Raw genomic sequence first — 12,687 nt, forward strand, 5'->3', positions numbered from 1 at the left:
AAAATGCAGAAATTAAAAAAAGTGCCATGGAACAGGCCCATAGCACTTTGTTTTTGTGTTTTATAAAAGTTAAATTATTTAACTTCTACGCTACCGCCAACTTCTTCAATTTTAGCTTTGATTTCGTCAGCTTCTTCTTTAGTAACGCCTTCTTTAAGCGGCTTTGGAGCTTCGTCAACAACTGCTTTAGCTTCTTTTAAGCCTAAGCCTGTTAATTCACGAACAACTTTGATAACTTTGATTTTCTGGTCGCCAGCAGCAGCTAAAACAACGTCGAATTCAGTTTTTTCTTCAGCAGCAGGAGCAGCGCCACCAGCAGCAGGAGCAGCAGCTACAGCTACAGGAGCAGCAGCGCTAACGCCAAATTCTTCTTCTAAAGCTTTTACTAATTCAGATAATTCTAATACGGTTAAACCTTTTACGTCTTCAATTAACTGTGTTACTTTTTCACTCATTGTAATATCCTCCAAAATTGTGTAATTATTTTTTTAATGATCGTATTTTTTCTTTAAAATCTTTATCCAGAAAGGATTATTTCAAAGAAAAATGCGTTAGTTTTTGTACCGCTCGTTCACTAACGTTCAGTACTCGCTGCCAAATTTTAAATAAAATTTGGACAAAAACGTCAAGCCTCTGCGCCTTTTTGTTCTGCGATCGCATTTAAAGCGACAACTAAACCCTTCAGGTTTGCGTTCAGTACATTTGCGAAACCAGAGATTGGTGCGTTTAAGCCGCCAAGGACTTTTGCAACCAATACTTCGCGTGGCGGTAATTCGGCTAATTCTTTAACACCAGCTACATCTAAAACCTTGCCTTCGACAACACCTGCTTTAATTTCTAAAGCCTTGTGTTCTCCCGCAAAGTCGTTGATCAGTTTAGCCGGAGCAACCGGATCGTCTTCGCAGAATGCGATGGCTGTTGGTCCAACCAGAACATCCAGTAAGCCTTCTACGCCTGCTTCTTTCGCTGCAAAACGCATCATAGAGTTTTTATAAACTTTATAATCGATGTTGTTTTCTCTGGCTTTTTTTCTTAATTCGGTCACTTCTTCTACGTTTAAGCCACGATAGTCAACAACGACTGTACCCTGTGCATTTTTCATTTTATCGGCAATTTCCTGCACGATAGCTTGTTTTGCTTCAATATTTGGCATATTCTTTTCTGCACCTCCTTACGATGTGAATTTTAGTCATATAAAAAGCTCTCTCCACGCAGGTGAAGAGAGCCTATATCATCATGTATATAATGCTCGTGTCTCTTCAGCCTCGGCAGGATATTTAAACTGCAGTCCCTGCTGTCTATGGATGAACGTTTTATAACTTTTTTACAACATCGAATATTGTATCATTAGTCTGTTTTTATGTCAAGTCAGATTTTTGCTGTATTAATTTTTACACCAGGGCTCATTGTGCTTGCAACGGTAACACTTCTGAAGTACTGACCTTTTGCAGCTGCTGGTTTTGCTTTTTTGATGGTTTCCAGAAGGGTGGTCATGTTCTGCATGAGCTGTTCTTCTGTAAAGGAAGCCTTACCGATGATGACGTGGATAATATTGGTCTTATCCAGACGGTATTCAACTTTACCAGCTTTGGTATCCTGGACAGCTTTTGCGATATCCATGGTTACTGTACCGGATTTTGGGTTTGGCATTAAGCCTTTTGGTCCTAAAACACGACCCAAACGACCAACCTTGCCCATCATATCTGGTGTAGCAATCATAACATCAAAATCAAACCAATTTTCTTTTTGGATTTTATCAATAATTTCATCTTCGCCAAAGAAATCTGCACCGGCTTCTTCCGCTTCCTTCAGTTTGTCGCCTTTGGCAACAACTAAAACTTTCACGGTATTACCAGTACCATTCGGCAGTACAATGGCGCCACGAACCTGCTGGTCCGCATGACGGGAGTCAACGCCGAGTTTGATGTGCATTTCAATACTTTCATCAAAGTTAGCGGTAGCCATTTTTTTAACCTGTGCCACTGCGGCATCAAGGTCAAATAATTCAGCTTTATCAAAACTTTTTAAATTGTCCTGATATTTCTTTCCTCGTTTCATATTTCCTCCTTGTGGTTTTAGCGGTTTCCCTCCCACTTAAGGTGTTTCTACCTTCTGAATTCTTATTCTTCTACAGTGATACCCATGCTGCGTGCTGTACCAGCGATCATTCTCATAGCTGATTCAACATCGGCTGCATTAAGGTCAGGCATTTTTAAGGTTGCGATTTCGCGGACCTGGTCCTGAGAAATTTTTGCAACTTTTGTTTTGTTTGGTACGCCGGAAGCTTTATCAATCCCTGCTGCCTTTTTGAGTAAAACGGCTGCCGGTGGAGTTTTTGTGATAAATGTGAAGGAATGATCCTGATATACGGTAATTACTACCGGGATAATCATACCTGCTTCATTTGCTGTTTTAGCGTTAAATTCTTTACAGAATCCCATGATATTTACACCATGCTGACCCAGAGCCGGACCAACCGGTGGAGCTGGAGTAGCTTTACCTGCAGGAATCTGTAACTTGATGAGACCAATTACTTTTTTTGCCATGCTAACACCTCCTTCATTTTTTCATAATTGAAGAATAGTTTTCCCTTAAGTGTTCTTAATTTTTTGTATTTGTTCAAATTCCAGTTCGGTTGGGGTTTCCCGTCCAAACATGGAAATATTGACCTTAACTTTTGATTTTTCCAGATTTATCTCCTCGATAATTCCGGCAAAACCTTCAAATGGTCCATCCACAACATTGACTTCATCACCAACCTCAAGGTCGATCTGAATAGCCTGCTGCTTGATGCCCATATTTTTGAGTTCGGCTTTGGTTAATGGAACGGGCTTGGAGGCCGGGCCGACAAAGCCGGTTACACCACGCGTATTACGTACAACGTACCAGGAATCATCGGTCATAAACATCTTGACCATTACATATCCCGGGAAGAGTTTTTTCTCTCTTACGACGCGCTTGCCGTCCTTTGTTTCGACAACTTCCTGTACAGGAACCTGTACTTCGAGGATCTGATCCTCCATATGTCTGTTTTCGACCGTTGCTTCAATACTCGCCTTTACCTTGTTCTCATATCCTGAGTAGGTATGGGCAACGTACCATTCTGCCTGGCCACTGTTTTCATATTCCATGATTATCCCTCAGTACTATTTAAGTCCAATTAGTAGAGCGGCCAATGCACCAAGACCTGAATCAATAATCCAAATCAAAAATGTGAAGATTGCGACAAAGCCGGCTACAAAGCCAGAGCTCTTTGCCAATTCTTCTTTTGTCAGCCAGTTGACCTTTTTAAGCTCAGAGAAAACTCCCTTAACAAAGTCAAGCATACGGACAAAGATATTTGGCTTTTTCTTTTTGTCAGATTTCTTGGTATTCTTTTTATCTTTACTGTCAGTGCTCTTTTTGTCATCCTTGGCAACACTCGTCTTTTTTGATTCAGCTACCTGTGTCTTTTGGATATTATCATTTTTAGTGTTTGTGTTTTTTGCATTTTTAGACTTTTTTTTCGTCTTAGCTGCCATGATTAATTCCTCTTAGCCAATCCTATTTCGTTTCTTTATGCAGTGTATGCTTTTTACAGAACTTGCAATATTTTTTTTCTTCTAAACGATCCGGATTGTTCTTTTTATTTTTCATTGTATCGTAGTTTCTTTGTTTACATTCCGTACATGCCAAAGTTACTTTAACTCTCAATTACAGCACCTCCTACATCCTTTATTATATACACGAATAACATCATATAGACACACGTTTCCTATTTTCATGGTCACCAGTATAGAATAGCATAAAACGGTACCCCATGTCAATAAAACAATAAAAAAAGGCGTAACGCCTTTCACATCAAAACACTACAAGCTATTATAGCAGAGTTGTCCAAAATAATCAAGCGGTAATTCTCAAAGTTTCAGGCCCATCTGGTAGCAGTCCGTGGTCCTGCCGTCGATCTCAACAATCTCTGGAAAGGTCCCCCAGATCTTAAAGCCGTACTTATAGGCCAGCCGCTGTGAACCCAGGTTATCGGCAAAAATAACCGCCATGAGGTTCTTGAGTCCCCGTTTCCTGCTCTCGCGGATCACATGCTCCATAAGGCTTGAGCCTATACCGCTGCCCCGGAACTCCGGCGCGATATAATAGCTGATCTCGCAGGCGTGCTTAAATCCCTCTCTGCCGCAGCGGTAAGCGGTCACTGCCATCCATCCGGCCACAATACCGTCCTTTTCAGCTACGTAAATGGGGTGTACACCATCGCTGTGCTCCTTGAACCAGCCCCTGCGGCTTTCCATGGTAACCGGGGTTAAAAGCGCAGTGACACGCCTTTCCAGAATGGCTGCATTCAGAATATCCAGTATTCTCTGATAATCCTTTTCCTTTGCCAGACGCACCGCAATGCGTTTTCCGGCCGTTTCCAACGTTCTTGTCAATCACAACTCTCCTATTTTCTTCCGATTTTATTTTTATAGGCAATAAAAACCGTCACGGCAAACAGGATCAATATAAATCCGATTGTCGTAATTACAGGGGACAAAACAATACCCAGCAGAGCGATAATCACCGGCGCCACCAAAACAGCTACCAGTGCCAGTATGGCAATGATGATATATTTTTTAAATTCATCCACAGCGTTTCACTCCTTTACCTGTAAGTCGACTTATTTTAGCACAATCCACCTGTGCCTGCAATGCAGAATCTGTTAACATTTTTGCAGACTTTCAGCGCGGTATGTCCTGCTTAAGCACGATTTGAAAGTCTTCGTGCTCTCTTCCCTTTTCAAAGCAGTAAATCCCTGCCCAGCTGCCGCTGCGGCCGTCAAAAAATTTATACACATAGCCTGGGTTCAGTATCTCCAGCACACTGACCAGGACATTGATAACCTGCACAGCGCTCCGGATATTCTCGCCGTGGACCGCGGCTCCCTTTTGCTCCTGAGCCAGCTCAAAGGTATAGGCTGACAGGTGATGGTTCAAAAGCTTTAAAATGCGGTCGGCCTGGGCCTGGTCCATTTTGGCTTCCGAACTCAGCTCATACGCAAGCTCCAGAGGCTGGGCATTGTAATCCTGAAAAAAGTTCAGCATGGCGCCAGCGCTTTGAAGCCTCCCTTCCAGAAAGCCTCTCTGATAATTCAGATCTGCCAGCTCTACCGCGTCTGGATTCCCGGACATGGCCTGGTTGATCTTTTCGATTTCCTGTTTGCAGATCTTATAGGTCCGCTCCAGCTGCTTTGTTTCGCGCTTCAGCTTTTCATCCCTGATTCTCATGTTTTACCTCAAATTCAATGGTTTTACTGCTCGTAATATTTAATGAGCGCCTGAGTCCCCAGATCGCCATAGCCTTCTTTTTCAAGGCTCTCATACATTTCTAATACTTTGTCCAGTACTTCTAAATGGGCGGAGGCCTCCTCGGCTTCCTCTCTGGCAATTTTCATATCCTTGATATAATGCTTCACAAAAAAACCCGGAGCGAAGTCGTTTTTCAGGATTCTCGGCGCGGTGTTGCTCATCTGGAAGCTTCCGGCGGCCCCTGCGCTGATGCTGTCAAGCATGGTCTGTTCGTCCAATCCCACGGCCTTTGCATAGGCCAGGGCTTCACAAACACCGGATACAGCGCCTGCAATGGCGATCTGGTTGGCCATTTTGGTATGCTGGCCTGCTCCCGGGCCGCCCTCGTAAATAATATTTGTCCCCATGGCCTCAAAGACTGGCAGGCAGGTTTTAAACACGTCCTCGTCGCCGCCGACCATAATGGACAGGGTTCCTTTTTCTGCGCCCACGTCGCCGCCGGACACCGGGGCGTCCAGCGCTGCCATGCCGCGCCTGGCAGCCGCTTCATAAATACGTTTGGACAGCTTGGGGCTGGTTGTGGTCATGTCAATCAGCACTGAACCTTCCCTGGCGTTTTCAATAATACCCGCGCTGCCGAAATAGACTTCCTCCACATCCTTTGGATAGCCGACAATGGTTATGACCACATCCTTGTCTGCCGCGCACGCACCTGGGCTGTCGCACCAGTGGGCCCCTTCCTGCACCACAGCTTCTGCCTTGGCCTTTGTACGGTTATAAACTGAAACGTCATAACCCTTTTTCATCAGGTTTCTGACCATGGATTGTCCCATTACGCCGATTCCGATAAATCCAATCTTCATTTTTATTTCTCCTTATAAAGCGATTACCGATATAAAAACCCCGACAAGCTCTGCTTTCGGGGCTGTTTTAACTAAATAAGCTGGCGTCCCTAAGAGGATTCGAACCTCCGGCACGCGGTTTAGGAAACCGCTGCTCTATCCTACTGAGCTATAGGGACGCATTTTTCTATACCATTATAATAATCTTCTATGAAAAAAGCAAGATTTAATTTAACGAAGATTTGTTTTTATAAAACTTCCCAGCTCTGTGACCTGCTTTCCTGTATATTTTTTGAGCTGAGCGACCCCGGCTTGGGGCAGAGTAGCAACACAGCAGGAGGCCGGGCCGCCGGACTGTCTCACGTCAAAGGGAAGGCTGTTCTCCCATTCAAACCCCAGACCATTGTCCTCTGCAATTTTTAAAACCTCATAGGCGATGCCCTTTGAACCCACCGGCACCATTTCCAGAAGGCCAGGGACTTTTCGGATGGCTGTAAAATCTGGCAGCTGCAATGCCAGGTGCAGTTTTTTTGAAAAATCGTCCCCGTACAGCGGTGTTCCAAAAAGAACAGCCCTGTCGCCCGGCTTTGTGATCCGGTATTTTACCTGTGCCTCCTGTATAATACCGATTACGGTAATGCCTGCTCCGGTCTGGACTGTGGGCATATTGTCCTCACAGCTTCCGGTCAGGGCGATTTCATAATCCGGCAGCTCTGAAATGGCTTTTCTGATACCGTTAATCATCCGTTTTCCCGTTGGGTCTGTCTCTACTGCCAGCCCATCTGAAACCGCGATGGGCGCTGCCCCTAGGGCCAGCAGCTCGCCCAGAGCCACTTTGACGGTTTCATAGGCTGTCAGCTCTGGCGTTACCTTAACCACATCCATCTCCTTATCGCCGATGGCACCGATGGAATCACAGGTGATGACAATGGCTTCTTCTGTGTCTCTGTAGATCAGGGTGCAGTCTCTGATTTTTTCTACGCGCATTCTTTCCTCCTGAAATCGAAACAAGGATGTGCGTTTCAGCACATCCTCAGTTTGTTTGTCCTAAATATTCTTCAAAGGTTTCATTCTTACGGTGTATCTCTTTTGCCGCGTCTACACCCACATAACGGATATGCCAGGGCTCATAGGAGTAACCTGTAATCTCCGTCTTTCCTTCTGGAAAACGGATAATAAAGCCATAATTCTGGGCATTATCGGCAATCCACTGGCCTTCAGTGGTATCGGCAAAGCTTTCCTGAAGATCCATGCCCATGGCCTCACAGGTCACATCCATGCAGAGACCGGTCTGGTGCTCGCTCTGTCCTGGTTTCGCGCTGACAAGATTGGCCTGTTCCTCGCCGTAAGCGGCAACGTTTTCTGCAAACAGATCTTCCTGCGTACTGTATGAACGGTAGCCTGAGGCGCAGTAAAGGGTCACACCGTCGCTGTCCGCCGCTTCAAAAAGCTTGACCAGCGCATCTGATGCCTGCTGGCGGAGCTGTGTCTCGCGGCTTCCTCTCAATGGGACGGTCACTAAATCCGAAGGCTCGTAATCAGAGGGAAGCTCATGGGTCTTATTGACCAGGATCTGGATATCTCCCAGATTGGAGGGATCAACCGTTGGCGCTGCCGGTGTCGGGGATGCTGAAGGGGTCGGCGTCGCCGCCTGAGCGGTTGCGGTCGGCTCAGGCGCAGCCTGCGGTTCATCTTTTTTGGTAAACAGACCGATGATTTTTCCCATCACTGTAAAAAAGCCAACGATGACAAAAAGCAATAAAAGCAGGGTAACAATCAATGAGATTAAAAATCGTTTTGGATTTTTAATTTTTAGCGACATTCCTTCAGCCTCCTATGTCAAGATATCTCTATTATAACCGATTACTCTTTAATTATCAAAAGAAAAAAATAAGACCACTTAAAATAAAGCGGTCTTATCCGGCAAACAAATAAAAAAAGACATGGTTAATAAACCTTGCCTTCAAGCAAATATTTTCAATTTATTTTATTGTCTGCTCTCAGCTTTCCTGAAATTTGATTTTGGCTTCCATCAGTTTTCTGCCAGCCTGCTGCATATCGTCAATCGCCTTGTCGATCTCACCAGCCACCTCAGGTCTGACATCCGCCATTTTTTCGGACCATTCACGATAGCCCTCCACATGCTCACCGTTGTGATTAATCCAATGTACCAGTAATACCTGAAAAACTTCAGCGTCCTTTTCGGATAATTTTTCCATTTCAGTCACCTTCATAAGTATCTGTATTAAAGATTCAGCTCTTTTTTAATCAACGCAACAGCTTCACGGATCTGCAATAACAGTGGTTTTTCCTCAAGGGAAACAATATAGTTATTTTCCGGCAAAATAGGAATATAAATTTTAATGGCTTCACTGGCGTTTATTGCCTCCACCATCCGCATTGTTACCTCACCCATCATTTCATTGGGCATTGTCATGGCAATGGAACCGATAATCACATCTGCTTTTCCCGCATTTACCACAATGGCGTTTTCACCGGTCGCCCCCTTGTTGGCACCTTTTTTGAGCATCGCCGCTGTCGCCAGGGCATTTGTTCCCAAACCGTACACTTCAATATAAGGTGGGATTTCTTCTTTCAGGATACCAACAATCCGGGAACCGATACCGCCGCCCATTCCGTCCAACACAACAATATTCATCTTATACCGCTGCGTCCTCGATCAAAATCTTGTGGTTTAATAATTTTACTTCTTTTAAACGTCCGTTGACAATTTTAGTGCCTCCTAAAAGGTCTGAAAGTGTCAGGCTACCGTCATTATTAGGCACAATGTCGATGACATAGTCCATAATTTTTTCTTCTTCGCCTTTTTTATTCACTAAATATGCTGAAGATTCGCACATAACAAACATCTCCTTTCAATTTGAAAATTAGATTTTCGTTCTGGTACCCGGATGGATAGTAAGAGCCCCGGATACCGGAGTTAATCATCTTTTACAATCTTAGTATATAATGTTCAGCCCAATTTATCAACCCATTTTGTGGCAATAAAGGGCAGAAACTTTTCTATTTAATCAAAGCCTTTTTGGCTTCCATTAAATGCTCATCGGCCTGGCCGATCAGGGCGATGGCTTCTTCAATAGCCTTTGACACTTCTGTCTTGCCCACTGAGTTCATTTTATCCACCCAGTTTTTATATTCCTTGGCGTGTTCCTGGTTATGGTCTGCCCAATGGTCCAGCAAAAGGCCTAAAATTTCAATATCCTTGCCTTCGCCCTCATGGGAATGCGCGTGACCGTGGTCATGTTCATGTTCGTGGTCATGAGGATGCGTATGGGTGTGCGTATGCTCATGGTCGTGCATTGTTTCATGGCTGTGCCCATGGTCGTGATCTTGGCTTCCGTCGTGCGGGTGGCTGTGTGTATGTGTATGTTCGTGGCTGTGTTCGCTCATAATAATCCCTCCAAGCTTTTATAATTTAATTATAACCTTTTTCCTTAAATTTGTCTTGCTCTTTTAGAAATACTCTTATTTAGAAAAAGAAAGCAGGACGACAACGTCCTGCTTTCAAGCAAGTATTTATTACATAATTGGATCCATTTCCAGTGCTGGATGGCCTTTTTCTGTTAAGAATTCTAATACTGCTTCAGAGTCAACGGCGATTGTTTCATCACAAACCATGTCTGTGAAGTTTTCAATTCCGTATAATTCCTGTACAGATTTGTTTAATCTCTCTGCAACGTCGTCTTTCAGTTCCTTAGGCATCCATACGATTCTTTCGATACCGCCTTCAGCAGCCATGAATTTCTTGGAGCTGATGAAGTGGCGGCCGTGGCCCATGAAGCCAGGAGTCTGAACCCCACCACCTGTCATGGAAGCTAACTCACCGAAGGTCATACCGGTAGGTGTCATGCCGCCAAATTCACGGTTAACAATAACAACACCGTTGGCTTCTGGCATAATACCGCAGATACATTCGAAGCAACCGCAGGAGGTCATTGGATCTTCCAGGATAGAGTACAAGGTTACTTTTTCAACTGCACCCTGAGAGCACTTGGCAACAACGTCATTGACTTCTTCCCATGCGCCTAAGCGTTCGTCGATAACACCGTTCTTTTCGATTGGCTGTGCAGGACCGGTTGGGTCAAGTTCTTTGGTTGCTTTGGAGTCTAACCAGGAAACAGCACCGCAGAGGCCTAAACGTTCAGGTGTTACAACACAAACGTGAGAAGGAGCAAAGGACTGGCACAGTGTACAGGTGTAGAATACATCGACACTTTCATCTGTCAGTGAGTTCAGTCTGTCGTCACGTACGTTGTAGATTGGTCTAACCAGTTCTTCTTCAAGACGTACAACATCTTCTTCTTTGGTATAGATGGTAACTTCAACCTTATCAACTACTTTACCAAATTCATCTAACATCTTAGCGTAAACTACTTCACCGAAGTGACGCAGTCTGAAGCCAGCGTCAAACGCTTCTTTGGTTAAACGAACCCAGCAGATATTTCTCTGTCCAACGTGCATTGAACCTTCAATGTAGTTTAAGAAGTAGTGTAATCTTCTTTCAAGTACAGATTCGAAGTCGGACTGCATTGCTTTACCAGCAACTTTGATTTCCAGGCCAAATGGGATACGGACAACGTCAACGCCATCAAACTGTGGATCGTCGATATCCGGGCCGACAACGGTGATCTTATGATCTTCAATATCGCCCAATTCTACAGTGTGAACTAATTCCCAGGCTTTTGTTCTGTTTCCACCGAACTCAGCTTTCATGTTGTCTTTACGGACACGTTCGCCTTCGAAAGCGGAGGATACAGATACCGGACAGTCAATTTCGGTAACCTTGATCTTGATGCCACGGGCTTCAAGAGAGGTAGCGTCTGTTTTTGTCAGGTCTGGCTGGTTTAATAACAGGGTAGGAACTTCATTAATGTAGGTTTCTGTGATTGCCGGGAAGCCCATATCGATTGCGCAGGCGCCAGCAGCGATGATCTTATCATCCCAGTCGCCAAATACATTAACAAAAGCGAATACACGGTCTCTTGTGTAAATTCTGTGTTTTTCCCATTCGCCGGCTGGTGTGTTACCGAACATGATAGAAGCACGTACAGCAACAGATACAACGTTGATAACATCTTCGATTTCGTAACCGCATGGGATAACACGAAGATCAACGCCCATTTTGATTTTCTGGTCTCTTGCCTGATCGATACATTTACCAACCAGATAAGTCTGAAGACCTTTATTCTGATAAGATTTGATTGTTTTTGCTAACTGTTCAGGATCCTTGTGTTCACCGATGATAACAGCAACACCAGGAATATCCTGGGTAACCAGGGCAACACCGAAGGAACGGACAACCGCATCGGTCAATGCGCCGTCTACCCATTCCGGATGTGGGTTGCCATCTAAGTATTTGCAGGCCTGGATAATTTCACATAACATTGCAGCAGCAACACCGGCTTCTAAAGCGTCAGCCAGCATGTTTGTGCGGTTGATGTGTTCTTTTGCCATTTCAATACCGCGTTCCAGATCGCCTACTGTTAATAATTTTTCGCCTGTGATTGCGTAAATTGTGGCTAAGCCATAAGCGGTATCCGGCAGTTTCGCCTCTGCATCTCTGCCTTTTTCTTCAATGGCCTTTGCTACATCTTTTTCAGCACGTTCAAGATATTTAGCAGTACCACTGTAAATTATATCAAAAAGATTATAAGTCTTACGTTCCATGTGATTTTCTTCCTCCGTATTTATATTTCAATATAAAGTTATGAATGTTTTAGGTGAATTGGACTATTTATTGCTTTTTACAGTCGCTTCAATTTTTTCCCCGAGAGCTGCAATTTTTTCTCTGGTTTCAGGAACATCGTACGGTGACTTGTTATTTCTGTCTGAACCGGAAATCTGATCACTGTAATCTAAGAAGCCAAAAATGTTTTCCGCTCCGATCCGTTCATTTAAAAAGTCAATATCTTCCGGTTTGCGAATTTTATTGCCAATGGCGTAAACGTGTTTAACACCGATATCGCCTGCCAGCTTGCTGATTCGTTTAAAGGTCTGGATGCTTCGGATACCCGGTTCGACGACAACGATAAATGCGTCGACCGCTGATGCGGTGCCTCGGCCAAGATGTTCAATCCCTGCTTCCATATCCATGATGACAATATCCTTTTGGTATAAAACCAAATGTGTCGTCAGCATTTTTAACAGTACGTGTTCCGGGCAAACACATCCGCCTCCGCCAGTATCGACTGTTCCCATTGTTAAGAGCTTAACACCGTTAAACTCGCGGCAAAATTTTTCAGGAATATCCGCAACTTCCGGATTCATTGTGAAAAAGGCGCCATAGGTTCCTTTTTTTGCATTTGTTCTCTCTTCGGCCAAGTCTTTCATTTCAGAAATAGGTGTGATGCTGTCAATCATTTCTTCGCTCATACCCAGTGCCAGGCCTAGATTTGCATCGGGGTCAGCATCAACGGCCAATACGTTAAAACCTTTATCGGCGTAATAACGGCTGAGGCAGGCTGTAATTGTCGTTTTCCCAACGCCACCTTTTCCAGTTAATGCTATTTTCATTTTATCACCTGTCCATTCTTAAAGTAATTATTCAG

Annotated in this window: 19 protein-coding genes, 1 tRNA gene and 1 other annotated feature; all 20 genes read right to left on the reverse strand. The window is 44.3% G+C overall.

Going from position 1 to position 12,687, the window contains the following annotated elements; all coding sequences use genetic code 11:
• Positions 1-74: 74 nt before the first annotated feature.
• The 20 genes from rplL to BUC22_RS00805 all read right to left on the reverse strand — a co-directional run bounded on the left by rplL (position 75) and on the right by BUC22_RS00805 (position 12,652).
• Positions 75-455 (reverse strand): 50S ribosomal protein L7/L12, encoded by a 381-nt coding sequence (rplL, locus tag BUC22_RS00710; RefSeq protein ID WP_013381848.1) that lies wholly within the window; start codon positions 453-455, stop codon positions 75-77.
• Between the two features lie 170 nt (positions 456-625).
• On the reverse strand, positions 626-1,153 hold the full coding sequence (gene rplJ / locus BUC22_RS00715; protein WP_013381849.1) for a 50S ribosomal protein L10: 528 nt from the start codon (positions 1,151-1,153) through the stop codon (positions 626-628).
• Positions 1,154-1,185: 32 nt separating this feature from the next.
• Positions 1,186-1,322 (reverse strand) — a sequence feature (ribosomal protein L10 leader region).
• Positions 1,323-1,368: 46 nt separating this feature from the next.
• On the reverse strand, positions 1,369-2,058 hold the full coding sequence (gene rplA, locus BUC22_RS00720) for a 50S ribosomal protein L1 (RefSeq protein WP_013381850.1): 690 nt from the start codon (positions 2,056-2,058) through the stop codon (positions 1,369-1,371).
• Positions 2,059-2,120: 62 nt separating this feature from the next.
• Positions 2,121-2,546, reverse strand: coding sequence for a 50S ribosomal protein L11 (gene rplK / locus BUC22_RS00725; protein WP_013381851.1), 426 nt, complete (start codon positions 2,544-2,546; stop codon positions 2,121-2,123).
• Between the two features lie 45 nt (positions 2,547-2,591).
• Positions 2,592-3,131 (reverse strand): transcription termination/antitermination protein NusG, encoded by a 540-nt coding sequence (gene nusG, locus BUC22_RS00730; protein ID WP_013381852.1) that lies wholly within the window; start codon positions 3,129-3,131, stop codon positions 2,592-2,594.
• A 15-nt stretch (positions 3,132-3,146) separates the two neighbouring features.
• Positions 3,147-3,521, reverse strand: coding sequence for a preprotein translocase subunit SecE (gene secE / locus BUC22_RS21220; protein ID WP_013381853.1), 375 nt, complete (start codon positions 3,519-3,521; stop codon positions 3,147-3,149).
• A gap of 22 nt (positions 3,522-3,543) precedes the next feature.
• Positions 3,544-3,693 carry a 50S ribosomal protein L33 gene (rpmG, locus tag BUC22_RS00740; RefSeq protein WP_013381854.1) on the reverse strand — a complete coding sequence of 50 codons (150 nt, stop codon included), beginning with the start codon at positions 3,691-3,693 and terminating at the stop codon, positions 3,544-3,546.
• Positions 3,694-3,896: 203 nt separating this feature from the next.
• A complete protein-coding gene (locus tag BUC22_RS00745) occupies positions 3,897-4,421 on the reverse strand; it encodes a GNAT family N-acetyltransferase (protein ID WP_013381855.1) in 525 nt (174 codons plus the stop codon).
• An 11-nt stretch (positions 4,422-4,432) separates the two neighbouring features.
• Positions 4,433-4,618, reverse strand: a complete 186-nt coding sequence (locus BUC22_RS00750; protein WP_013381856.1) for a hypothetical protein — start codon at positions 4,616-4,618, stop codon at positions 4,433-4,435.
• Positions 4,619-4,709: 91 nt separating this feature from the next.
• Complete coding sequence (locus BUC22_RS00755) at positions 4,710-5,255, reverse strand: hypothetical protein (protein WP_013381857.1); 546 nt, start codon at positions 5,253-5,255, stop codon at positions 4,710-4,712.
• Positions 5,256-5,278: 23 nt separating this feature from the next.
• Positions 5,279-6,139, reverse strand: coding sequence for an NAD(P)-dependent oxidoreductase (locus tag BUC22_RS00760; protein ID WP_073381815.1), 861 nt, complete (start codon positions 6,137-6,139; stop codon positions 5,279-5,281).
• An 81-nt stretch (positions 6,140-6,220) separates the two neighbouring features.
• Positions 6,221-6,297: transfer RNA gene (locus BUC22_RS00765), tRNA-Arg, on the reverse strand.
• 52 nt (positions 6,298-6,349) lie between these two features.
• Positions 6,350-7,105: an AIR synthase related protein gene (locus tag BUC22_RS00770; protein WP_013381859.1), complete on the reverse strand. Its 756-nt coding sequence runs from the start codon at positions 7,103-7,105 to the stop codon at positions 6,350-6,352.
• 46 nt (positions 7,106-7,151) lie between these two features.
• The gene (locus tag BUC22_RS00775; protein WP_013381860.1) at positions 7,152-7,940 is read right to left on the reverse strand and encodes a M15 family metallopeptidase; all 789 of its coding nucleotides are present in this window, start codon (positions 7,938-7,940) and stop codon (positions 7,152-7,154) included.
• A 178-nt stretch (positions 7,941-8,118) separates the two neighbouring features.
• Positions 8,119-8,337 (reverse strand): DUF8180 domain-containing protein, encoded by a 219-nt coding sequence (locus BUC22_RS00780; RefSeq protein ID WP_013381861.1) that lies wholly within the window; start codon positions 8,335-8,337, stop codon positions 8,119-8,121.
• Between the two features lie 26 nt (positions 8,338-8,363).
• On the reverse strand, positions 8,364-8,777 hold the full coding sequence (locus tag BUC22_RS00785; protein ID WP_013381862.1) for a DUF3842 family protein: 414 nt from the start codon (positions 8,775-8,777) through the stop codon (positions 8,364-8,366).
• Between the two features lies 1 nt (position 8,778).
• Entirely contained in the window at positions 8,779-8,979 is a 201-nt protein-coding gene (locus BUC22_RS00790; RefSeq protein WP_013381863.1) for a CooT family nickel-binding protein, read from the reverse strand.
• A gap of 163 nt (positions 8,980-9,142) precedes the next feature.
• Positions 9,143-9,529, reverse strand: a complete 387-nt coding sequence (locus tag BUC22_RS22410) for a DUF8180 domain-containing protein (protein ID WP_013381864.1) — start codon at positions 9,527-9,529, stop codon at positions 9,143-9,145.
• A gap of 129 nt (positions 9,530-9,658) precedes the next feature.
• The gene (gene acsB, locus BUC22_RS00800; RefSeq protein ID WP_038352888.1) at positions 9,659-11,806 is read right to left on the reverse strand and encodes an acetyl-CoA decarbonylase/synthase complex subunit alpha/beta; all 2,148 of its coding nucleotides are present in this window, start codon (positions 11,804-11,806) and stop codon (positions 9,659-9,661) included.
• A 63-nt stretch (positions 11,807-11,869) separates the two neighbouring features.
• Complete coding sequence (locus tag BUC22_RS00805; RefSeq protein ID WP_013381867.1) at positions 11,870-12,652, reverse strand: ATP-binding protein; 783 nt, start codon at positions 12,650-12,652, stop codon at positions 11,870-11,872.
• Between the last annotated feature and the right edge of the window lie 35 nt (positions 12,653-12,687).

Origin of the sequence: Eubacterium callanderi, from assembly GCF_900142645.1 — a bacterium.
GTDB lineage: Bacteria > Bacillota > Clostridia > Eubacteriales > Eubacteriaceae > Eubacterium > Eubacterium callanderi.

Bases quoted from the DNA above. Each gene is read 5' to 3' on its own strand.
- acsB (WP_038352888.1), bottom strand. From the start codon at position 11,806: ATGGAACGTAAGACTTATAATCTTTTTGATATAATTTACAGTGGTACT.
- nusG (WP_013381852.1), bottom strand. From the start codon at position 3,131: ATGGAATATGAAAACAGTGGCCAGGCAGAATGGTACGTTGCCCATACC.
- BUC22_RS00790 (WP_013381863.1), bottom strand. From the start codon at position 8,979: ATGTGCGAATCTTCAGCATATTTAGTGAATAAAAAAGGCGAAGAAGAA.
- secE (WP_013381853.1), bottom strand. From the start codon at position 3,521: ATGGCAGCTAAGACGAAAAAAAAGTCTAAAAATGCAAAAAACACAAAC.
- BUC22_RS22410 (WP_013381864.1), bottom strand. From the start codon at position 9,529: ATGAGCGAACACAGCCACGAACATACACATACACACAGCCACCCGCAC.
- rplL (WP_013381848.1), bottom strand. From the start codon at position 455: ATGAGTGAAAAAGTAACACAGTTAATTGAAGACGTAAAAGGTTTAACC.
- BUC22_RS00770 (WP_013381859.1), bottom strand. From the start codon at position 7,105: ATGCGCGTAGAAAAAATCAGAGACTGCACCCTGATCTACAGAGACACA.
- BUC22_RS00805 (WP_013381867.1), bottom strand. From the start codon at position 12,652: ATGAAAATAGCATTAACTGGAAAAGGTGGCGTTGGGAAAACGACAATT.
- BUC22_RS00760 (WP_073381815.1), bottom strand. From the start codon at position 6,139: ATGAAGATTGGATTTATCGGAATCGGCGTAATGGGACAATCCATGGTC.
- BUC22_RS00785 (WP_013381862.1), bottom strand. From the start codon at position 8,777: ATGAATATTGTTGTGTTGGACGGAATGGGCGGCGGTATCGGTTCCCGG.
- rplK (WP_013381851.1), bottom strand. From the start codon at position 2,546: ATGGCAAAAAAAGTAATTGGTCTCATCAAGTTACAGATTCCTGCAGGT.
- BUC22_RS00755 (WP_013381857.1), bottom strand. From the start codon at position 5,255: ATGAGAATCAGGGATGAAAAGCTGAAGCGCGAAACAAAGCAGCTGGAG.
- BUC22_RS00775 (WP_013381860.1), bottom strand. From the start codon at position 7,940: ATGTCGCTAAAAATTAAAAATCCAAAACGATTTTTAATCTCATTGATT.
- rplJ (WP_013381849.1), bottom strand. From the start codon at position 1,153: ATGCCAAATATTGAAGCAAAACAAGCTATCGTGCAGGAAATTGCCGAT.
- BUC22_RS00780 (WP_013381861.1), bottom strand. From the start codon at position 8,337: ATGGAAAAATTATCCGAAAAGGACGCTGAAGTTTTTCAGGTATTACTG.
- rplA (WP_013381850.1), bottom strand. From the start codon at position 2,058: ATGAAACGAGGAAAGAAATATCAGGACAATTTAAAAAGTTTTGATAAA.